Raw genomic sequence first — 16,200 nt, 5'->3', positions numbered from 1 at the left:
AACGGAGTGCTTGCGGTCACCAAGGTCGAGTCCGACGGTTCTGGTAGATGATGTGTTTTTCATGGCAGCGGTAGTTTACCACAACGCGCAACTCGCGCCTGCTGCCTTCTCATCTATTCTTGTTCGGTCTCTTTCGCCGGGATTCTGGAGTTGCGATTGCTATTAATGAACAGAATCACAACGGTAAAAAAGATAGAAATACCAGAGAGAAATGAGCCCGCTATCAATGGAATCACGAGTTCTTCGGGGTGCATCACAGCATCACTACCTTGGCTATGATGATACATAAAATCCAATCCCTGATACAAGGCATGTGATGACCCAAAGATTCCAATGACGATCGGAAGAAGTGAGCAGGGCAGCAACAAGTTGACGTAGTTTGAACGGTTCCTGTCGGCTCTCTGCAGACAGCAAATGAACGCAATCCAAAGAAAGAGAATGCAAGACAGTGCGATGAAGTTCGCAGAAGGTCCGCATTCTGAGTAGTAGTCCAAAAATGAGCGGTTTCTGATAATAGGAGCAATAGCCATCGTCTTCTTTAAATTTTTACCGAACGTAAAGGGATGGGGCGCCGGGGTGAAGCTAAAATTGATCAGATGGCTTCCTCGGCGTCGCCATATCCGCCTTGTTCTGCATCTTATGGCTGGGGCGCCAAGGTTTGAGCGACTACAACGGCCAAGTCACAGCCCGGTTCCCAAGGATATTTACCTTCCGAGTCAGGCCAGACAAGTTGCAAAGCGGGGTAGTTGTATTCTATCGCGGATGCCACCTCTGTTCGCAGCGATCTATAGAACCAATTCGCGTATCCAAGGTAGTCATGATACGAACTTTCTGTAATCTCGCGAACGGCGAATCGAATTCTTTCTTCTTCAATGTCGTAAGTGACATACTCACGATCCCAAATTGGATTACCGTCGGCCACATGCTGAAAGAGATCATTGATCATTCTTCCTGACACGCCGCTCGGCAGTCCCATAACCATGATCTCTGGATGGAGGAGGTTCAGGTAGAACCCGACCGAGTAAACATACTCAGGAACATCGGGAGCGGCACTATCAGGCAGAATCTGAAGGAGATGGCAGCCTGCCTCAAGAATGTCCGAGAATGCCTTCTTGTCAGACTCGTCCTCCGGCTCCCTCCACCAGAAACCCTCAATCTGTGGGGTATTACATGAAGACTCGTATCGGGCGGTCATTTTTTTGCACAACGTCAAAGTGATGGCGCACCCACTGGCGGGAGCCAACGGTGATCGCGGGTTTAGGGTTGAAATCAGGTGGATACATCGTAAACAGAGGGGCTAGTGGGTGTTGCCATGCACGTCTTGTTGTGCTCTTCGATTTTACTTGGTGGCATGTGGTAGTTCCAATGTGAAGGCGCTGAGTTCTGTCTTACCCGCTTCGGTGAAGCCGGTTATCAGTATTCCCGAATTGTGAAGCCAAAGAATGTCGGGCACCCTTCCCTCGCGCAACAAGCCCGTCATGCAACGTTCTCCTTTGGACGTCACGACAACTGCACGCCGCCATAATTCCCTCTTTACCGTCTTCTCCTCTCGAGGAAGAACAAGCGACCGCATGTCGCCACGGAAGTGCTCGAAAAGACATAGAACAATCGGACTCTGATCCCCGAACCCTTTTACTAGACGCACGGTCGTTTGGTCTTGAACAAAATTCTTCTCTGCTAAATCCCGTTCTAGCTCAGGAAGTCTCGCGACACCGTCCAATACATTCCACATGGACTTGTCATGGTAGGCACGAAAGAACGCTTCTGAGGATGCCTTCTTGGCACCGTGGCCAGTCGTAGAAATCACGCCATTTCCAGCCTTAAGGACCGCAAAGTCTGTGACGGACGCAGCTACGCGCTCAGCCCTTGTTGGATTCTCAGCCTTCACAATCCAGAGAGGACTAGGCTCTCCTCCTGATCCTCCTTCACGTCGCAAGCGAAAGCCTACGAACCCATCAGTTTCCATCGCTTGAGACAGATAAAATGTCTCGTCTAAGTCAAGGTCGATAAATAGCGCCCGCCCCTTTACGGCTAGACCTCTGAAGAATGCTTGATCGCCCATCTTTGGGCGATTCATATATATCGGTTTGACTGCGTGTGTATCCGTCCAATTGAATGGAACGTATCCGTTCGCCTTCCCAAAAGGAATGGAGTCCATGCTCGCTCCGGTCTGCATCGATATGGCCTGCCTCTTGAAAGCTTCCTCTTGAGTCATTCCAAAAACCGCTACACCCTGATCCATTGAAAAGTAGTCTAGATCCCATCCGATTGGGAAGCGAACGACATTACCGGTTGTCAAACTCATCCAAAAATATATCGGACGGTTCCCGTCGCGAGGCCAGGTCTCACGGTCACCTCCTTCGATCATTAGGATGACAGCATCAGCGTGTGGCACAGTGACATATGATTGAATCCGGGGTGCGAGGCTGCCGGGAATCGTCAGATTCGGAATCTTGAAGTCTGCTACTTTGGCACTGTTGACTTCAACGGCGAAGGCATCTGTCTCTGTCGAATTGAGAAGTAACCAGACCCTTTCACCCGATGGGATACACGCTATAATTCGCGTGTGTGATAGAGCTTCCAACGTGACAATTTCTTTTGGTTGAGCTCCTCCGCCCATCAAAAGAGTATGCAGAGTGTTTCCTCGTCGTAGAACGAGCATATCCTTATCTTCGCAAACGAAGGCGTCATCCCATGCGCCGAGATCCCGCTGGCTGGTCACTTCGCAGTCAAGCAACGGAGGTGCCTTCGAGTCTCCCGGTGGAGTTGATTGAGCATTCGCCGGAACCAGCAGTGAGCATAGGATCGAGGCGAAAAGCCCTACAGATATTTTTATCATTTTCTGCACAACAGTATTAGTTATCCTGATTCCGCACGATATGCTTTCGCGATATCCGGGGCAAGCCTTGGAAAAAACCGGCTTGCCCGCCTTGAAACCGAACGGGTTGCGGAGTCCGTTCGGTTTCGTGGATCTACCGGAGACGTGTGAGGTCCGGAAACGGCGAGCTAACGGATATCACCGGGGATCGGACGGGAGGAGCGGGAAGGTGGCCCGGCCGCTGGCATCGGGATGCCGGGCGGCAGGGCGTTTTTCCAATCACACGGCGGTCCAGTTCTGCACCGGGCCGGCGGGGCTCCTGCCTTTGCTGTTGAGGGCGACGAGCCAGAGTTGATAGAGACCTCCGGGGGTGAAGGTGATGGTGGCGGGAATGATGATGGCGGTGCCGCCGGGGGCGGTGGTGGCGAGCAGCTCGGGCATGGAGCCGGGGCCGACGCGCCACGCTTCGAGCCGCGTGGCTCCGGGCGGGAGAGCGGTGGTGGAGAGGGTGCGGGTGGCTGCATCCCAAGTGGTGTCGGAGGGGGCGGCGGGCACTTGCTGGGGTGCGTTGCGCAGGATGTTCACGTCCCACAGGGTGTCGACGCGGGCCGGGGTGCTGCCCCAATTCACCATCCCTTGGCCGATGAGCGAGTAAAGCGCGTTGGCCGCAGCCACGCGGAGGGGTTCCTGGGCGAGCCGGGCATTTTCCAAGGTTCCTTTGGCATTGGTCTGGGCCGTTCGCAAAGCGCGGGCGGCGTTGCTGAAGGTGGTGACGGTGGCGCCGAGGGTGGCGGTGGGGGATTTACCGGAAAACTCAGCCATTGGTGAATACCCAACAGAAGACCGTTAGGACGGCAAGAAAAAAAGCAGATAGAAATTATTTCCACCACCTTTGAATGCGCCGCGGATCCGCCAGAGTCCGAAACTTCTCCTCCCTGTGAATCCCCACCTCCCCCTTCCCTCTCTCAGAAAACCCGTTCGCCCCCTACCCCGCGATCTCCGATCGATCCGCCGTAGCCGATCTCTTTCCCATCCGATCCATCCCCGGACCCCGACAAAATCCGCAACCCTCCCGCCCCCGCCCCAGGCCATCCGGCGGCGCGCAGGAGGCCCGAATTCAATTTGGCGGCTTATCGCCGCCGGATAGGCTGACTTGTTCTGTCTCTTGGATTTCTGGGAAGGTCTGCAACAGTCGAGTAAGGTTGGAGCGAGCGACTTTGGCATCAAGATGGTCTCCATTCTCACAGGCAAATAGCAGAAAATCTCGCATGCTCTTGATTTGCTTGGGGGAAAACACCTCAGAAAAAGGATGATCGACAAACATGGACCGGCCAGGCTCTATCGCATAAATCGTGCAGTCGGCAATAAACGCACTGGAATCCCTAAAGTTCCTGAGCGTCCAGATCATGTATGGCGCGATATAGAAGCGAAACCCTCGATAATCGGTGAAACAAAAAGTAGACATGTAATCACAGAGGCGATCATCAATTAGCTTCGTCCAGTCGCACTTTTCTTCGAGAGCAACGAGATGGACGGGCGCGATCTCACGCCGGTCAGCATATTCGGCTTCGATTAAGCTGACTCCCCCATCCAAGCAAACTCCGGCAAATGCATCAAAGATTCGCGCTGAAAGGTCTTCGGTGCTGATGACAGTCATTTTTGACAGAACGTTTGATGTGCGCCCACCGGCGGATCAAGCTCCGATTCAACTAGGGACGTTATCGCCGGTTGCCTCGCACGGCTTGATAGCCTTCTTTGTTTTGCCGCGCATGGGCCACTTCGCAAACAAGCGCTCATCGTTGCCGCTCTCAAGACCCACTCGCATCTCTGCGCCCATTGCACGAAGAATCTGCGTGATCCCAAGGACTGCCTCCTCTCGCACACGGCCTATTACCAACAGTTCTCTGTGGCAAACCAACTTCCAAACTCGCCGGATCTCCTTCTGAGAATCGCCTACCCCGCTCACCATTCGCTTCTTAAGTTCGGAGTCAAGATGTTCGTCCCAAGCCGTTCCGCCTAATGGGGCACCCCAGCCCAATATTTCAATGGTGCTCATTTCAGGCTACGTCTAGCTCATCCACGGCGGGGAGGAAAGCCCGAATTCAAACAGGAGAGTTACCCGCCGTTGGATGGAGCGTCTTGTTAGGCCGCGTTGTCATCGTGCCCACGAATCTAATTCGTCCCTGTGTGAGGTCTTCACTCTCGACAACGTGTCCACGCAATATCGGTAGCTGCGCTGAATCGCTCCGCCGTAGAGGCCAAGCAGAATGGCAATGACCGCGACAACACAGAGCAACTCCAACAGTGTGAAGCCTCGGTTCGTATTTGAAGTCTTCATGCGCGGGTCGAGCAGTTTCTTGGCCGAACGTCAAAGGTGTGGCGCGGCGGAGGCTGGACGTCCAGAGCGAAGCGAACGAGGGACGTTATCCGCCGTTGCCACTACCGTCTTGTTCGGCGAGTTGATTTTGGGGTGAGTCGGCGGACTTCGAGTCAGTCGGATGAAAAAAACGGAAGAGAAAACGGGATAGACGGAGATATGACGTAAATCCATAGCCAAGCAGAAAAACGTTCGGGATCATCAGCAGGTAAGCAGTCATCACTTCATCTAGACTCATCACGCCTCTGATCCAAAATATACTTCCAATACCGTTAATCGCACCAAGCGGAAACGTCATCCAAACTGCGAACGTCTCACAATACTGACTGATTGGACCACGGCGCAGAGACTCGAAAACATTGATCGCCCAAAACAGGCAAAGGCCAATCGAGATCCTACCTCCAAGTGTGAGTCGGTTTGTCACTGGTGTCTTGAGTTTCTGCCGAACAGTGGTGTTCGTAGGATGTCAGGGAGTGATATCCGAGGGGATCCTGATGGGAAGGTGCGCCATGAATCCTTGGTTTGACAAGGAATTTCCCGGGGCGGGTGTGTATATCAGGCGGGTTCGGCCGGGGCTGTGGGAGGGGAGACAACCTAGCAGATATCAGGGGGATTGGGGATTGGGGATTGGGGATTGGGGATCGGGGATCGGGGATCGGGGATCGGGGATTGGACCCTCTCGGAACATTTTCGGCAGAATGCATTTCCATCACGCGGCGGTCCGGTTCGGCACGGGGCGGGATTTCCTCTGGCGGGAAAGTGCGGGAGTCGCTAGGGATTTCCCATGGCCAGCAGTTCCATGGATGAGGATCCTGAAAAGAAGCGGAACGGCGGCGTGTGGCTCGCGGTGGCGGTGATGCTGCCGGTGCTTTATGTGCTGAGCATGGCGCCGGTGGTTAAATTCTATTCTCACCGCCCTCCTCTGGTTGTGGTGCGTATCTACCGTCCTGTCATGTGGGTCTACAAGCGAGTTCACTGGACGCGAAAACCACTGGACGCGTATCTCAGGCTTTGGAACCCTTGATCCGGTGGACTGCCGCTGTCGGGGGATTTCCTCTGGCGGGAAAGTGCGGGAGTCGCTAGGGATTTCCCATGGCCAGCAGTTCCATGGATAAGGATCCTGAAAAGAAGCGGAGCGGCGGCGCGTGGCTCGCGGTGGTGGTGATGCTGCCGGTGCTTTATGTGCTGAGCTTCGGTCTGGTGGGTAAATTTATCGAAAGAAACAAAGCCCCTTGGCTACTCCAACAGATCTACAGTCCGGTGCGCTGGTCATACGAAAACGTACCGTGGACCAAGAAGCCCATCGAGGCGTATGGCAGGTTTTGGGGATTTCACTGATCCGGTGGACTGCCGGGCTGAGTTAGGCGAGGCCGGATGGGATTTCATGGGACCTGGACCCATTGCCAAAAGATTTTACCGTTAAACGTGCTGCATCCTCACCCCAAGGTGCGGCGATCTCCGAATCGCCGTCGTCCATGGAAAGCCAATGAACCGAGGCCAGCCGCTTTCAATTGTCACCTCATGGGCTGGGGCGATTCGGAGATCGCCCTTCCTTGTGAAGAGCTACCTCGTCGTGGCTCATGGGTGTTCCGACACTGAAATTTGGCAAACGGTCTCCATGACTTATGGGACCTATGAGGGATGCCTTGGGTTCTCCAGCCACATGGGGAGACAATGCCCGGGGACGAGACGTCCCCGCCCCCTAACGGAGGCTGGCGGCGATGTTTTCCGCGAGTCTTTCCAAGAGACGGGATTGGGCGGCGACGCTGGCGTTGAAGCCGTCGGACTCGAGCGGCTCGCGGTCGGTGAAGGTTTTGGAGGCTTTGAGGCGGCGGTCGGGCAGGGAGTAGGCGCGCCAGCCGATTTCACAAATGGCGAAGCCGTCGGACTGGGCGTGGAGCTGGCGGACGTCGAGGGTGACTTGGTAGCTGATTTCGCTGTCGGTCTGCCAGGGGTAGGTCCGGACGTTGCCGGTCTTGAGGAGGCGGCCGAGGTTGGCAGCGGTGACGCGGGTGATGGAGGCGGAGAGGTCGCCGGCCCAGCGGTGGCTTTCGGCGACGCCGAGCTGATTCGGGGCTTCCTGGGTAACGAGGTTGACGCGGTCAAGGTAGCCGGCGATGTCGGTGGGTCCGACGCCGATGCCGATGCCGCCACCGGAGGGGACGGGGCCGCTGGCGGTGAGGACGTAGAATTTCTGGCCGGGCTGGGAGCAGCCGGCGATGAAGAGAACGGCGATGAGTAGGAAAAGGCGGGTCATGGGAAATCAGCGGCCTTTGGGGGCTTTGGGGATCTTGTTGCCAGAGGAGTCTTTGCCGAAAAGGAGGGAGTTAGGCTTTTCGTCGATGGCGTTGGTGAGCGAGCTGAGCTTGCGGAGGGCGGTGCGGAGCTCGTCAAGGGTGCGGAGCATGTCGCCCTGGACGGGGCCTTCGGGGCCGTAGCTGGCGATGGATTTGTCGAAGGTGGCGGAGAGTTTCTGGAAGGCGGCGAGGCTCTCGCGGAGGTCGGCGGGGAGCTGGGCGAACTCGGCGGAATCGAGCATTTTCCGGGTGGAGGCGGCGGTCTCCTTGATCTCGGCGAGGGCGGAGGCGGCTTGGTCGGCCGCAGTGCCGAATTTCTGGAGGGTGGCTTCCAGCGGGAGGTTCTGGAATTTTTCCAAGGCAGCGGTGACCATGTTTTCCAAACCGCCGGGGACGGTGGGGATGGAGAGGAATTCGCCGACTTTGGAGAGTTCTTCGGGCTTGGCGTCGGGGTAATAGTTGACGTCGACGAAGAGGGCTCCGGTGAGGAGGCTGCCGGGCTTGAGGGTGGCGCGGAGGCCGCGTTTGACAGCGTCGGCGAGGAAATCGGCATCGGACTTGCCCATTTTCTCCGCGGTGTCGCGGCGCAGGAGCGAGGGGTCGATTTCCACGAGGACGGGGATGCGGGAATCGTCGTTGGTCTGGAGGTAGTCGAAGGAAATGTCGGCGACGCGGCCGATGGGGATGCCCTTGAACTCGACGGGGGCGGGTTTCTTCAGACCGCGGACGGATTGGTCGAAGAGCAGGACGAATTTCATGGAAGGATTGAAGGTGGAGCCGGTGGCGGCTTCCTCATCCTCGAACAAGGTGAAGGTCATGCCGTCCGCAGCCGGCTTGCCGAGGGCCAATCCTTCCGGCACGCCAAAGGTGACACCGCCGGAAACCATGGCCTGGAGCGACGGGGTGCGGATTTTAAATCCGTCGGCACCGGCGCTGATGTCGATGCCGCTGGTGTTCCAGAAGCGGGTATTTTCCTTCACGAGGCTGCTGAATTCCTCACGGACGAAGGCGTCGTAGTTGACGGTGGTGCCGTTGGCCTGAAGGGTGCGGTTTTCGATCCGCCCGACTTCAAGACCGCGGTAATAGAGCGGTGAGCCAGCGACGACCGATCCCGCGTCCTCGGCGACGAGGGTCAAACGCCGGCCGGGAATGTTCCGATTGGTGGCGGGCGGAGTTTCCAGACCTTCGAAATCGTTGACCTCGTCGGCGGTGAACGGTCCGGGATCGAGTTCGATGTAGGCACCGGTGAGCAGGGTGCCGAGGCCGGAAATATCGGTGGTCGAGACCCGCGGCCGGACGACCCAGAAGTGGGTTCCGCTGCGGAGAAGACGGGAGGAATCAGGATCGAGCTCCACGGTGACGACGACGGAATTCATGTCGTCGGTGAGCTTCACGGTCTTGACGAAGCCGACTTTGACCGAACGGCAGCGCACTTCGGTTTTCCCGGCGGCGATGCCATCCGCGGTTTCAAATCCGATGCGGGCGACCGGCCCCTTGGACCTGAAATTCTGATAGACCAGCCAGCCGCCGACGAGAAGCGCGATGATGGGGACCACCCAGACGATGTTCCAGCGTTGCGCCGCACGGTATTCAGGTTCTGCCGCTGGTGGTGGTGTCGATTCGCTCAAGTGTCTGATTTTTTAGAAGGTGAAACGGGATTCAGTCCGAGGCTTTCGAGACGGTCCCAGAGGAGGCGCGGGTCGAAGCTCATCGCTGCGAGCATCGTAAGCACGACCACCCCCGCAAATGCAAGCGCTCCCGGCCCGGGTGTGATGGTCATGTAATTCCCCAATTGCACCAGCGCCACCAAAATTCCGACGACGAAGATATCGATCATCGACCAACGGCCCAATAGCTCGGTGAACCAGTAAACTTTCCCCAGCATGGAGGGCGATGGGTGCAATTTCCCGGACGCGGCCAGGCACAGCCAGCTCAGCGCGACGATTTTCAAAAGCGGAATCATGATGGACGCCGTGAAAATCACCAAAGCGATCGGATAGGCACCCTGGTTCCAAAAACGAATCATGCCTGCGGTGATGGTCGTGGCATCCACATCGCCCAGCTCGGTCACCGTCATCACGGGCAGGATATTCGCCGGGATGTAGAGGGCCGCGGCTGCCAGCATCAGGGCCATCGTCCGCTGGATGCTTTTGTTTTTCCGGAAATGAAGGTGCGAGCCGCAGCGCGGGCAATGACCGGGCCCCACCGGAGAAACCTTGCCGCAGGTGTGGCAGCCGGCCAGCCCGTAGTGAATCGCGCGTGGCAATGGATCGCTCATGACTTGGCCACCTCAAGCCGATCCCACAGTTCATCACGGTCGATCGATGCGATGGCCGCCGCCATGCAGAACATCAGCGCGCCAAACGCCCAGAAGCCCATTCCGAAATGCACGTCCGCCACTTTTGCCAGCTTCATCAAACTCACCAGCAGCCCTAACAAAAACACCTCGACCATGTTCCACGGCTCCGCCTTGTTCAGCCACGACGCCACCCGGATCGCCCCCGGCGCGATCCGCCCGAACATCAGAGGCCCGCAAACATAGATCAGACCTGACGCCATGCCGATCGGCGCGATGATCGTGAAAAACGCGAGCCCGATTCCCAGAATCGGACTGCCTTCGTGGATCAGCGCGTTGGCACCCGATGTTAGATTCAGATTTCGGTGAAACCCTCCCTCCGCATCCATCATCAAAAACGGAAAATAGTGAACCACGCCCATCAGGATCAGCGAAGTCAGTGAAAACGCCGTGGCCCGCACCAGCGACGCGGGGCGATTCTGATAGAGCACCGCGCCGCAACACTTGCAACGCGCCGCCGTGCCTTCCGGCACCGCCACCGCGACATGCAACGTATCGCAAAAATGACAAACCGAATAATGCGGGCCACCGGGCGGCTTCGGCCAGGGATGCATGGCCCCCTTGGTTTTGGAAAAGCGTTTGATCATTTTTATCGGAAGGCCACCACCCGTTGGCCCAGTTCGCCCAAACCTTCAACGCCGCATTCCACAAAATCACCGGCTTGCAGGTATTGCGGCGGACTCATTCCCATCGCACAGCCGCTGGGGGTTCCCGTCGCAACGACGTCACCGGGCAGCAGAGTCATGAACCGGCTGACGTAGCTGATCAACTGCCGCACGGTGAAAGACATGTCGCCGGTCCAGCTGTTCTGCCGCAGTTCGCCGTTCACCTTGCACCATAGGCGCAGTTTTTGCGGATCGGTGATTTCATCCGCAGTCACCAGCCATGGCCCGATGGGTGCGAAGCTGTCGGCGCTTTTTCCCTTGGTCCACTGCCCTCCCATTTCCTTCTGGAAAGCGCGTTCCGAAAAATCACAAAACGTCGAGTAACCGGCGACATAGTCCATCGACTCACGTTCGTCCACATACGAAGCCGTGCGGCCGATCACCACTGCCAGCTCGACTTCGTAATCAAGCTTGGTCGATCCGCGGGGGATGATGACGTCATCGGTCGGCCCGCTCCAAGCGCTCGTCGCCTTCATGAATAATGCGGGCTCCGTAGGAATCCCCTCCCCCAGCTCCTTGGCATGCTCCAAGTAGTTCTTGCCGATGCAGACCAATTTCGAAGGTCGCTCGACCGGAGCACCCAGTCGCACCAGCGGATCGACTTCCGTTCCACCAGGGCAACCCTGCGCCACCCATTCGGCCAGCGACTCGATCCCGCCCATGGCGAAAAATCCCTCGTCGTAATCATTGAATTCACCGCTGGCATCGATCCGGCGTCCGTCCGGCAGCAAAATTCCCGGCTCCTCACGCCCTTCGTCTCCAAACCGAATCAATTTCATGCGTGCGATGTAGCAAAACTCACCAGCCGCAGGAATCCGAATTTTCCCAATCCGGAAATGACCTCTATGGGCAAAAAAAGAAGCGGCCCGGCTGATCATCCCCCTAGGAAAAACCCATTAACCCGGGAGGCATCTCAGTCGGACCGCCTTGTCTTGCGACGCAGGAGATTTACCCGCCGATCCCGATTTCCGCAAGAACAAACTTTACAAAACTCAAAAAAATTCATGCTGCCCCGCCAGAACCTGCTGAAAACCAATCGTCGGCCTGTCGGAAAAAAATTCCCTCAGCCGCCTGTCATCCACATGATCGCCTTGATGATCGCCGCGATCACCCCAATGGCACCGCCAATGATGCCGAAAATGCTGAACATCCCGCCACGCGTCGTCGGCGAAAGCGAGAGAAGGATCCCGATCAATCCAGCCACGATAGCGACTCCCGCCAAGACGAGGCCGAAGAAGGCCCCCATCTTGAAGCTGAAGATCGCCGCGACGATGGCAATGATGGAGGGAATGCTGAAAGCAGCTTTGGGACTGTTGGTGGTGCTCATCGGAATGATCGGTTGATGATTGGTTAGATGAAACGCTTCTCCGCAATTTCATCTGATAGCAGACCTCCTTTTGCCAGTCCCGTCAAGAAGCAGGGTTCATCGCATCGCCTCTGGATTTTTCTCCACCGCATTCAGGAGAATCCTCAGGGCTCCGCCGGAAATCCAGATTTCGTAAATCAGACAACCGAGCGATAACGCCATCAGCGACAAGGCGGTCAGAAACGCAATGATCGCCGGCAACTGGAGTTTCGCGATCACCCCAAGCATCGAGAGCACGCACAGAAACAAGCTGATCGCCCCGAACAACTGCATCGCCCGGATCAACACCAACCTGCGCCTGAGGTTGTCGATTTGCGCCCTCAGAATGGCATCGCCTTTCTCGACCCAATCGCTGTGGAGACTGCGGATCAGCGCGGACAAGTGCAGGAACCGATTGGTGTAGGAGAGAAAAAGCAGGCTGATCGCCGGAAACAAAAGTGCGGGCGTGGAGACTTCGAGCGTCATGCGGGCAGGAAATCAGGAACCCGTCGGCGGATGAAGCGTCAACTCGGCAAATATCGCTTGAATCACGCCAGCGCAGGTGGAAATTCGACCGAACGAAGGAACTGAAATCGCTTGAAACAGCCGGAAAATCCGTCGATACTTCGTCAACCTTAACAATTCCATGAAAACTACAAGACTCGCCCTCATTGGTGCCACTGCGGCAATCGCCCTTTCAAATTGTGCGGCTCCCAACGGCCCGAACACCCAAAAAGGAGCAGTCCTCGGCGGATTGGGTGGCGCAGCTTTAGGCGGCGTTATCGGCCACCAGTCCGGCCATGGCCTTGAAGGTGCCGCCATCGGTGCCGCAGCTGGCGCGACTGCCGGCGGAGTTTACGGCAATGCCAAGGATCAGGAACAATATGGTCGTTGAAGAACCATACAATCGTTACCAATTTACCCTTTGAGGATCTCTCGGGACGTCCAGTTTCTGGACGTCCCTTTTTTTCGGGATGAAATTCCGCCGTCGTGTCTCTACTAGAAGCCATCTTCACCATCTCATGAACCGCCTGTTGCTCTCTTTCGTCGTCCTGCTCGGATCCATTACCGGGGCGAAAGCCCAATTCGGGCTGGGCGGGGGAAAAATCTCGTCCGCGGCGAGCATGGTCTCCGAGGTCTCCTCCATCGCGCCCGGGCAGACATTTTCCGTCGCATTGGAGCTCAAGCAACCCGCCGAGTGGCACAGCTACTATCAGAACTCAGGTGGGGTGGAGCTCCCTCCCGCCATCACATGGACGCTGCCGGACGGATTCAGCGCCGGTTCCATCCAATGGCCCGTTCCCGAGGTGAAGGACGGCTACTTCGGCAAGAGCTACGTCTATCAGGGCAGTCCGGTTTTCGTCGTGGATCTCACCGCCCCCGCGTCCCTCGCAACGGGAACGACCGTCACACTGACCGCAAACGCGGTCTGGCAGATCTGCAAGGACAGCTGCATCAGTGAGAAAAAATCCTTCACCCTGACACTTCCGGTCTCCGCCGCCGCCACCAAGGATCCGGCGCAAGCGGAGTTATTCAAAAAAGCCCGGGCCGAACAGGCCGTCCGGATCCCGTCGCTGAAAATCTCCGCCCAACCCGCCGGTGCGGACATCCAAATCCGGTTAGAACCCGCCAGCGCGATCAAGGGCGAACCAACCGATTTCATCCCCAACCAACCGTTTCTCCAACCCGCCAGCGCTGGCGGAAAAATCGAACGCGACGGAGATGCGTGGAAGGTGACGCTGAAACGCATCACCAAGGACGGATTTGAAAAAACGGTTCCACAGGGAAAATCGCTTTCGGGAATCCTCGCAGGTCCCGGATCGGTCGAAGTTCCGGATACCGTCATCACCACTCCGCCCGCCGGACCTCTGCCGTTTTCGAAATACCTGCCTATTCTCGGAGGAATGTTGTTAGGCGGACTGATCCTCAACCTGATGCCCTGCGTCTTCCCGGTGATCGGTTTGAAAATCATGGGCTTCGTCCAACAGGCGGGCTCGGACCGGAAGAAAATCGCGCTTCACGGCGTCATGTTCACCGTCGGGGTACTCGCGTCGTTCGCACTGCTCAGCGGTATCCTCTTCGCCGCCCGCGCCACCACCGGCGCTAAGGGTTGGGGCTATCAGCTTCAGGATCCGTGGGTCGTCCTGACCCTGATGCTGCTGATGTTCGTTCTGGCCCTCAACATGTTCGGCGTTTTCGAACTCGGAACCTCGGCAACCTCCGTCGGCGGTTCGCTCCAATCGAAACAAGGGCTCGGCGGCACGTTTTTCTCCGGTGTGCTCGCCACCGTCGTCGCCACGCCGTGCTCGGGTCCATTTCTCGGTGCCGCGATCGGCGCGGCGATCGGCCTGCCGGCCTTCCAGTTTTTCACGGCGTTCGCGGCGATGGCGATCGGTCTATCAACTCCTTACCTCCTGCTGTCGGTCTTTCCCAAGCTCATTGACTTCCTCCCCCGCCCCGGCGCGTGGATGGAGAGTTTCAAGCAAGCGATGTCGTTCCTCCTGTTCGCCACCGCCGGTTACCTGCTGTGGGTCTATGCCGGGCAGATCGGTTTGGAAAACCTGCTAGGTCCGATCTTCGGCCTCAGCGCCATCGCGATCGCGGCATGGATCTACGGCCGGTGGAATCTGCCGCATCGCAAACAGTTCGTCCGCTGGACGGCGATGTTCCTAACAATTTTGTTCGCGGGAGTTGGATTCCTAATTACCAAACCGCCGCAAAAATCCGCGCTGGTCTGGGAACATTGGTCGCAGGAACGCGTGGATGAACTGCTCGCCGCGGGAACTCCGGTTTACATCGATTTCACCGCCCAATGGTGCGCCACCTGCCAGTTCAACAAGAAGCGTGCCTACACCAAAGAGGTAATCCAACTCATGAAGCGCAAAGGCATCGTCGCCCTCAAAGGGGATAAGACCAGCCCGGATGCGAAGATCGAAGAGAAGCTGTTGGAACTCGGCCGCACCGCCATCCCAGTGAACGTGCTGCTCGCACCAGGAAACGATCCTGTCATCACGCCTGAATTGCTCTCACCGGGTTTCCTCGAAGAACTGTTCGGCAAATTGCCCGACAAGACCGAAGAAAAAAAGTAACCCAAGTTAGATCGACTTGAGTCTCCGCCTCACGGCCTCAAGCGCCGACTGGCTGGCGGCCAATTTGAAATCCTTGCGATTCCGCGGATGGAAGATCTTGAACGCTTCCGTCGATCCGCCACGGGTGGCCACCGCAACCCACGCGGTTCCAACGGGCTTGTCCTCCGAGCCTCCTCCGGGCCCGGCGATACCGGTCACTGAAACCGCGATGCAGGCACCGCTCTCGCGAAGCGCTCCATCCGCCATCCGCCGGGCCACCACCTCGCTCACCGCGCCGTGCGTTTCGATTTCCTCCGCCGGAACGCCGAGCATCCCTGTCTTCGCTTCATTCGCATAAGTGACGAATCCATGAGTGAAAACCTCGCTGGATCCGGGGACGTTTGTGATCCTGTTAGCAATGAGGCCGCCCGTGCAGCTTTCGGCGGTGGCAAACGTCATGTTCCTCGCCTTGAGCAGGCGGACGATGGTTTTTTCCATGGAGGAACCGTCGTCGCTGATGAGGAACGGCTCGAATTGTCCAAGCGTGATCTTTCGCGCCACATCGAGCACCTTCGCATCGCCGATCAAGCGCAGATCGACTTCGCCGATGTGAGCGCAGTAGCCATATTCCAATCCCGGAACCGCAGCGAGCTGAGCATCGACGCCGTGGTGAAAATCGCTTTCGCCGATGCCCGTGAATTTCAACACCACCGCTTCACGGATCTCCTCGACACCGGCCAAGGCACGCAATCGGGGCGCGACCTCGTCATGGAACATCGGATACAACTCGCGCGGCGGACCGGGCAACAGAAACACCGCGCAGTTAGAACGCCCGTTGAGCCGTGGCGGCACGTAGATTCCAGGTGCCGTGCCGTTGGCGTTGGGCAGAATATCCGCACCGACCGGGCAGAGCGCCTGCTTGAGGTTCGCATCCACCATCTTTCTGCCACGCGAGGTGAAAAATCCTTCAAGCGACCGCAACGCCGCCTCATCGGTGATCAATTCCAGCCCCATCACTTCGGCGGTGATTTCCCGCGTAATATCGTCGCTAGTCGGTCCCAGTCCGCCGGTGACGATCACCGCATCCGCCCGGCCGATGGCCTCCTCCAAAGACTCGCGAATCGCCTCGCCGTCCGGCACGGTCGTTTGTCGGGAAATCCGCAGACCCATCTGGAACAACTCCCGACCGAACCAGGCACCGTGCGTATTGAGCGTATTTCCTAGCAGAAGCTCGGTGCCGGTATTGATGATCTCGATGCGCATGGCCGCAGCTT

The 16,200-nt window shown here is 57.4% G+C and carries 16 protein-coding genes; 4 read left to right on the top strand and 12 right to left on the bottom strand.

Annotation, left to right across the window (positions count from 1 at the left end; genetic code table 11):
* Positions 1–637 precede the first annotated feature (637 nt).
* The 4 genes from ABIQ96_RS17380 to ABIQ96_RS17365 form a co-directional block, all read right to left on the bottom strand.
* The gene (locus tag ABIQ96_RS17380) at positions 638–1,195 is read right to left on the bottom strand and encodes a DUF4262 domain-containing protein (RefSeq protein WP_348215892.1); all 558 of its coding nucleotides are present in this window, start codon (positions 1,193–1,195) and stop codon (positions 638–640) included.
* Positions 1,196–1,339: 144 nt separating this feature from the next.
* Positions 1,340–2,848, bottom strand: coding sequence for a hypothetical protein (locus tag ABIQ96_RS17375; RefSeq protein ID WP_348215891.1), 1,509 nt, complete (start codon positions 2,846–2,848; stop codon positions 1,340–1,342).
* Positions 2,849–3,097: 249 nt separating this feature from the next.
* A complete protein-coding gene (locus ABIQ96_RS17370) occupies positions 3,098–3,640 on the bottom strand; it encodes a hypothetical protein (RefSeq protein WP_348215890.1) in 543 nt (180 codons plus the stop codon).
* 295 nt (positions 3,641–3,935) lie between these two features.
* Complete coding sequence (locus tag ABIQ96_RS17365; RefSeq protein ID WP_348215889.1) at positions 3,936–4,475, bottom strand: DUF6714 family protein; 540 nt, start codon at positions 4,473–4,475, stop codon at positions 3,936–3,938.
* Positions 4,476–5,979: 1,504 nt separating this feature from the next.
* Between ABIQ96_RS17365 and ABIQ96_RS17360 the strand changes: the two genes are divergently transcribed.
* Positions 5,980–6,219 carry a hypothetical protein gene (locus ABIQ96_RS17360; protein WP_348215888.1) on the top strand — a complete coding sequence of 80 codons (240 nt, stop codon included), beginning with the start codon at positions 5,980–5,982 and terminating at the stop codon, positions 6,217–6,219.
* 68 nt (positions 6,220–6,287) lie between these two features.
* Positions 6,288–6,533, top strand: a complete 246-nt coding sequence (locus tag ABIQ96_RS17355; protein WP_348215887.1) for a hypothetical protein — start codon at positions 6,288–6,290, stop codon at positions 6,531–6,533.
* A 364-nt stretch (positions 6,534–6,897) separates the two neighbouring features.
* Here ABIQ96_RS17355 and ABIQ96_RS17350 read toward each other — a convergent pair whose 3' ends face one another.
* The 7 genes from ABIQ96_RS17350 to ABIQ96_RS17320 all read right to left on the bottom strand — a co-directional run bounded on the left by ABIQ96_RS17350 (position 6,898) and on the right by ABIQ96_RS17320 (position 12,344).
* A complete protein-coding gene (locus ABIQ96_RS17350; RefSeq protein WP_348215886.1) occupies positions 6,898–7,452 on the bottom strand; it encodes a PqiC family protein in 555 nt (184 codons plus the stop codon).
* Positions 7,453–7,458: 6 nt separating this feature from the next.
* Positions 7,459–9,120: an MlaD family protein gene (locus tag ABIQ96_RS17345; protein WP_348215885.1), complete on the bottom strand. Its 1,662-nt coding sequence runs from the start codon at positions 9,118–9,120 to the stop codon at positions 7,459–7,461.
* Positions 9,117–9,770, bottom strand: a complete 654-nt coding sequence (locus ABIQ96_RS17340) for a paraquat-inducible protein A (protein ID WP_348215884.1) — start codon at positions 9,768–9,770, stop codon at positions 9,117–9,119. The genes ABIQ96_RS17345 and ABIQ96_RS17340 overlap by 4 nt, the downstream gene beginning before the upstream one ends.
* Complete coding sequence (locus ABIQ96_RS17335; protein WP_348215883.1) at positions 9,767–10,402, bottom strand: paraquat-inducible protein A; 636 nt, start codon at positions 10,400–10,402, stop codon at positions 9,767–9,769. The genes ABIQ96_RS17340 and ABIQ96_RS17335 overlap by 4 nt, the downstream gene beginning before the upstream one ends.
* A gap of 35 nt (positions 10,403–10,437) precedes the next feature.
* A complete protein-coding gene (locus ABIQ96_RS17330) occupies positions 10,438–11,292 on the bottom strand; it encodes a fumarylacetoacetate hydrolase family protein (protein WP_348215882.1) in 855 nt (284 codons plus the stop codon).
* A 284-nt stretch (positions 11,293–11,576) separates the two neighbouring features.
* Complete coding sequence (locus ABIQ96_RS17325) at positions 11,577–11,840, bottom strand: hypothetical protein (protein ID WP_348215881.1); 264 nt, start codon at positions 11,838–11,840, stop codon at positions 11,577–11,579.
* 96 nt (positions 11,841–11,936) lie between these two features.
* Positions 11,937–12,344, bottom strand: coding sequence for a DUF2721 domain-containing protein (locus tag ABIQ96_RS17320; protein WP_348215880.1), 408 nt, complete (start codon positions 12,342–12,344; stop codon positions 11,937–11,939).
* Positions 12,345–12,504: 160 nt separating this feature from the next.
* Here ABIQ96_RS17320 and ABIQ96_RS17315 point away from each other — a divergent pair, with 160 nt between their 5' ends.
* On the top strand, positions 12,505–12,753 hold the full coding sequence (locus ABIQ96_RS17315; protein WP_348215879.1) for a YMGG-like glycine zipper-containing protein: 249 nt from the start codon (positions 12,505–12,507) through the stop codon (positions 12,751–12,753).
* A gap of 127 nt (positions 12,754–12,880) precedes the next feature.
* A complete protein-coding gene (locus ABIQ96_RS17310; RefSeq protein WP_348215878.1) occupies positions 12,881–14,947 on the top strand; it encodes a protein-disulfide reductase DsbD domain-containing protein in 2,067 nt (688 codons plus the stop codon).
* Between the two features lie 6 nt (positions 14,948–14,953).
* Here ABIQ96_RS17310 and ABIQ96_RS17305 read toward each other — a convergent pair whose 3' ends face one another.
* Positions 14,954–16,189 (bottom strand): competence/damage-inducible protein A, encoded by a 1,236-nt coding sequence (locus tag ABIQ96_RS17305; protein WP_348215877.1) that lies wholly within the window; start codon positions 16,187–16,189, stop codon positions 14,954–14,956.
* Positions 16,190–16,200 lie beyond the last annotated feature (11 nt).

It is taken from the genome of Luteolibacter sp., from assembly GCF_039920825.1.
Lineage (GTDB): Bacteria > Verrucomicrobiota > Verrucomicrobiia > Verrucomicrobiales > Akkermansiaceae > Luteolibacter.
Note: the sequence above shows the minus strand (reverse complement) of the source record. Positions and strands in the feature narration are given on the sequence as shown.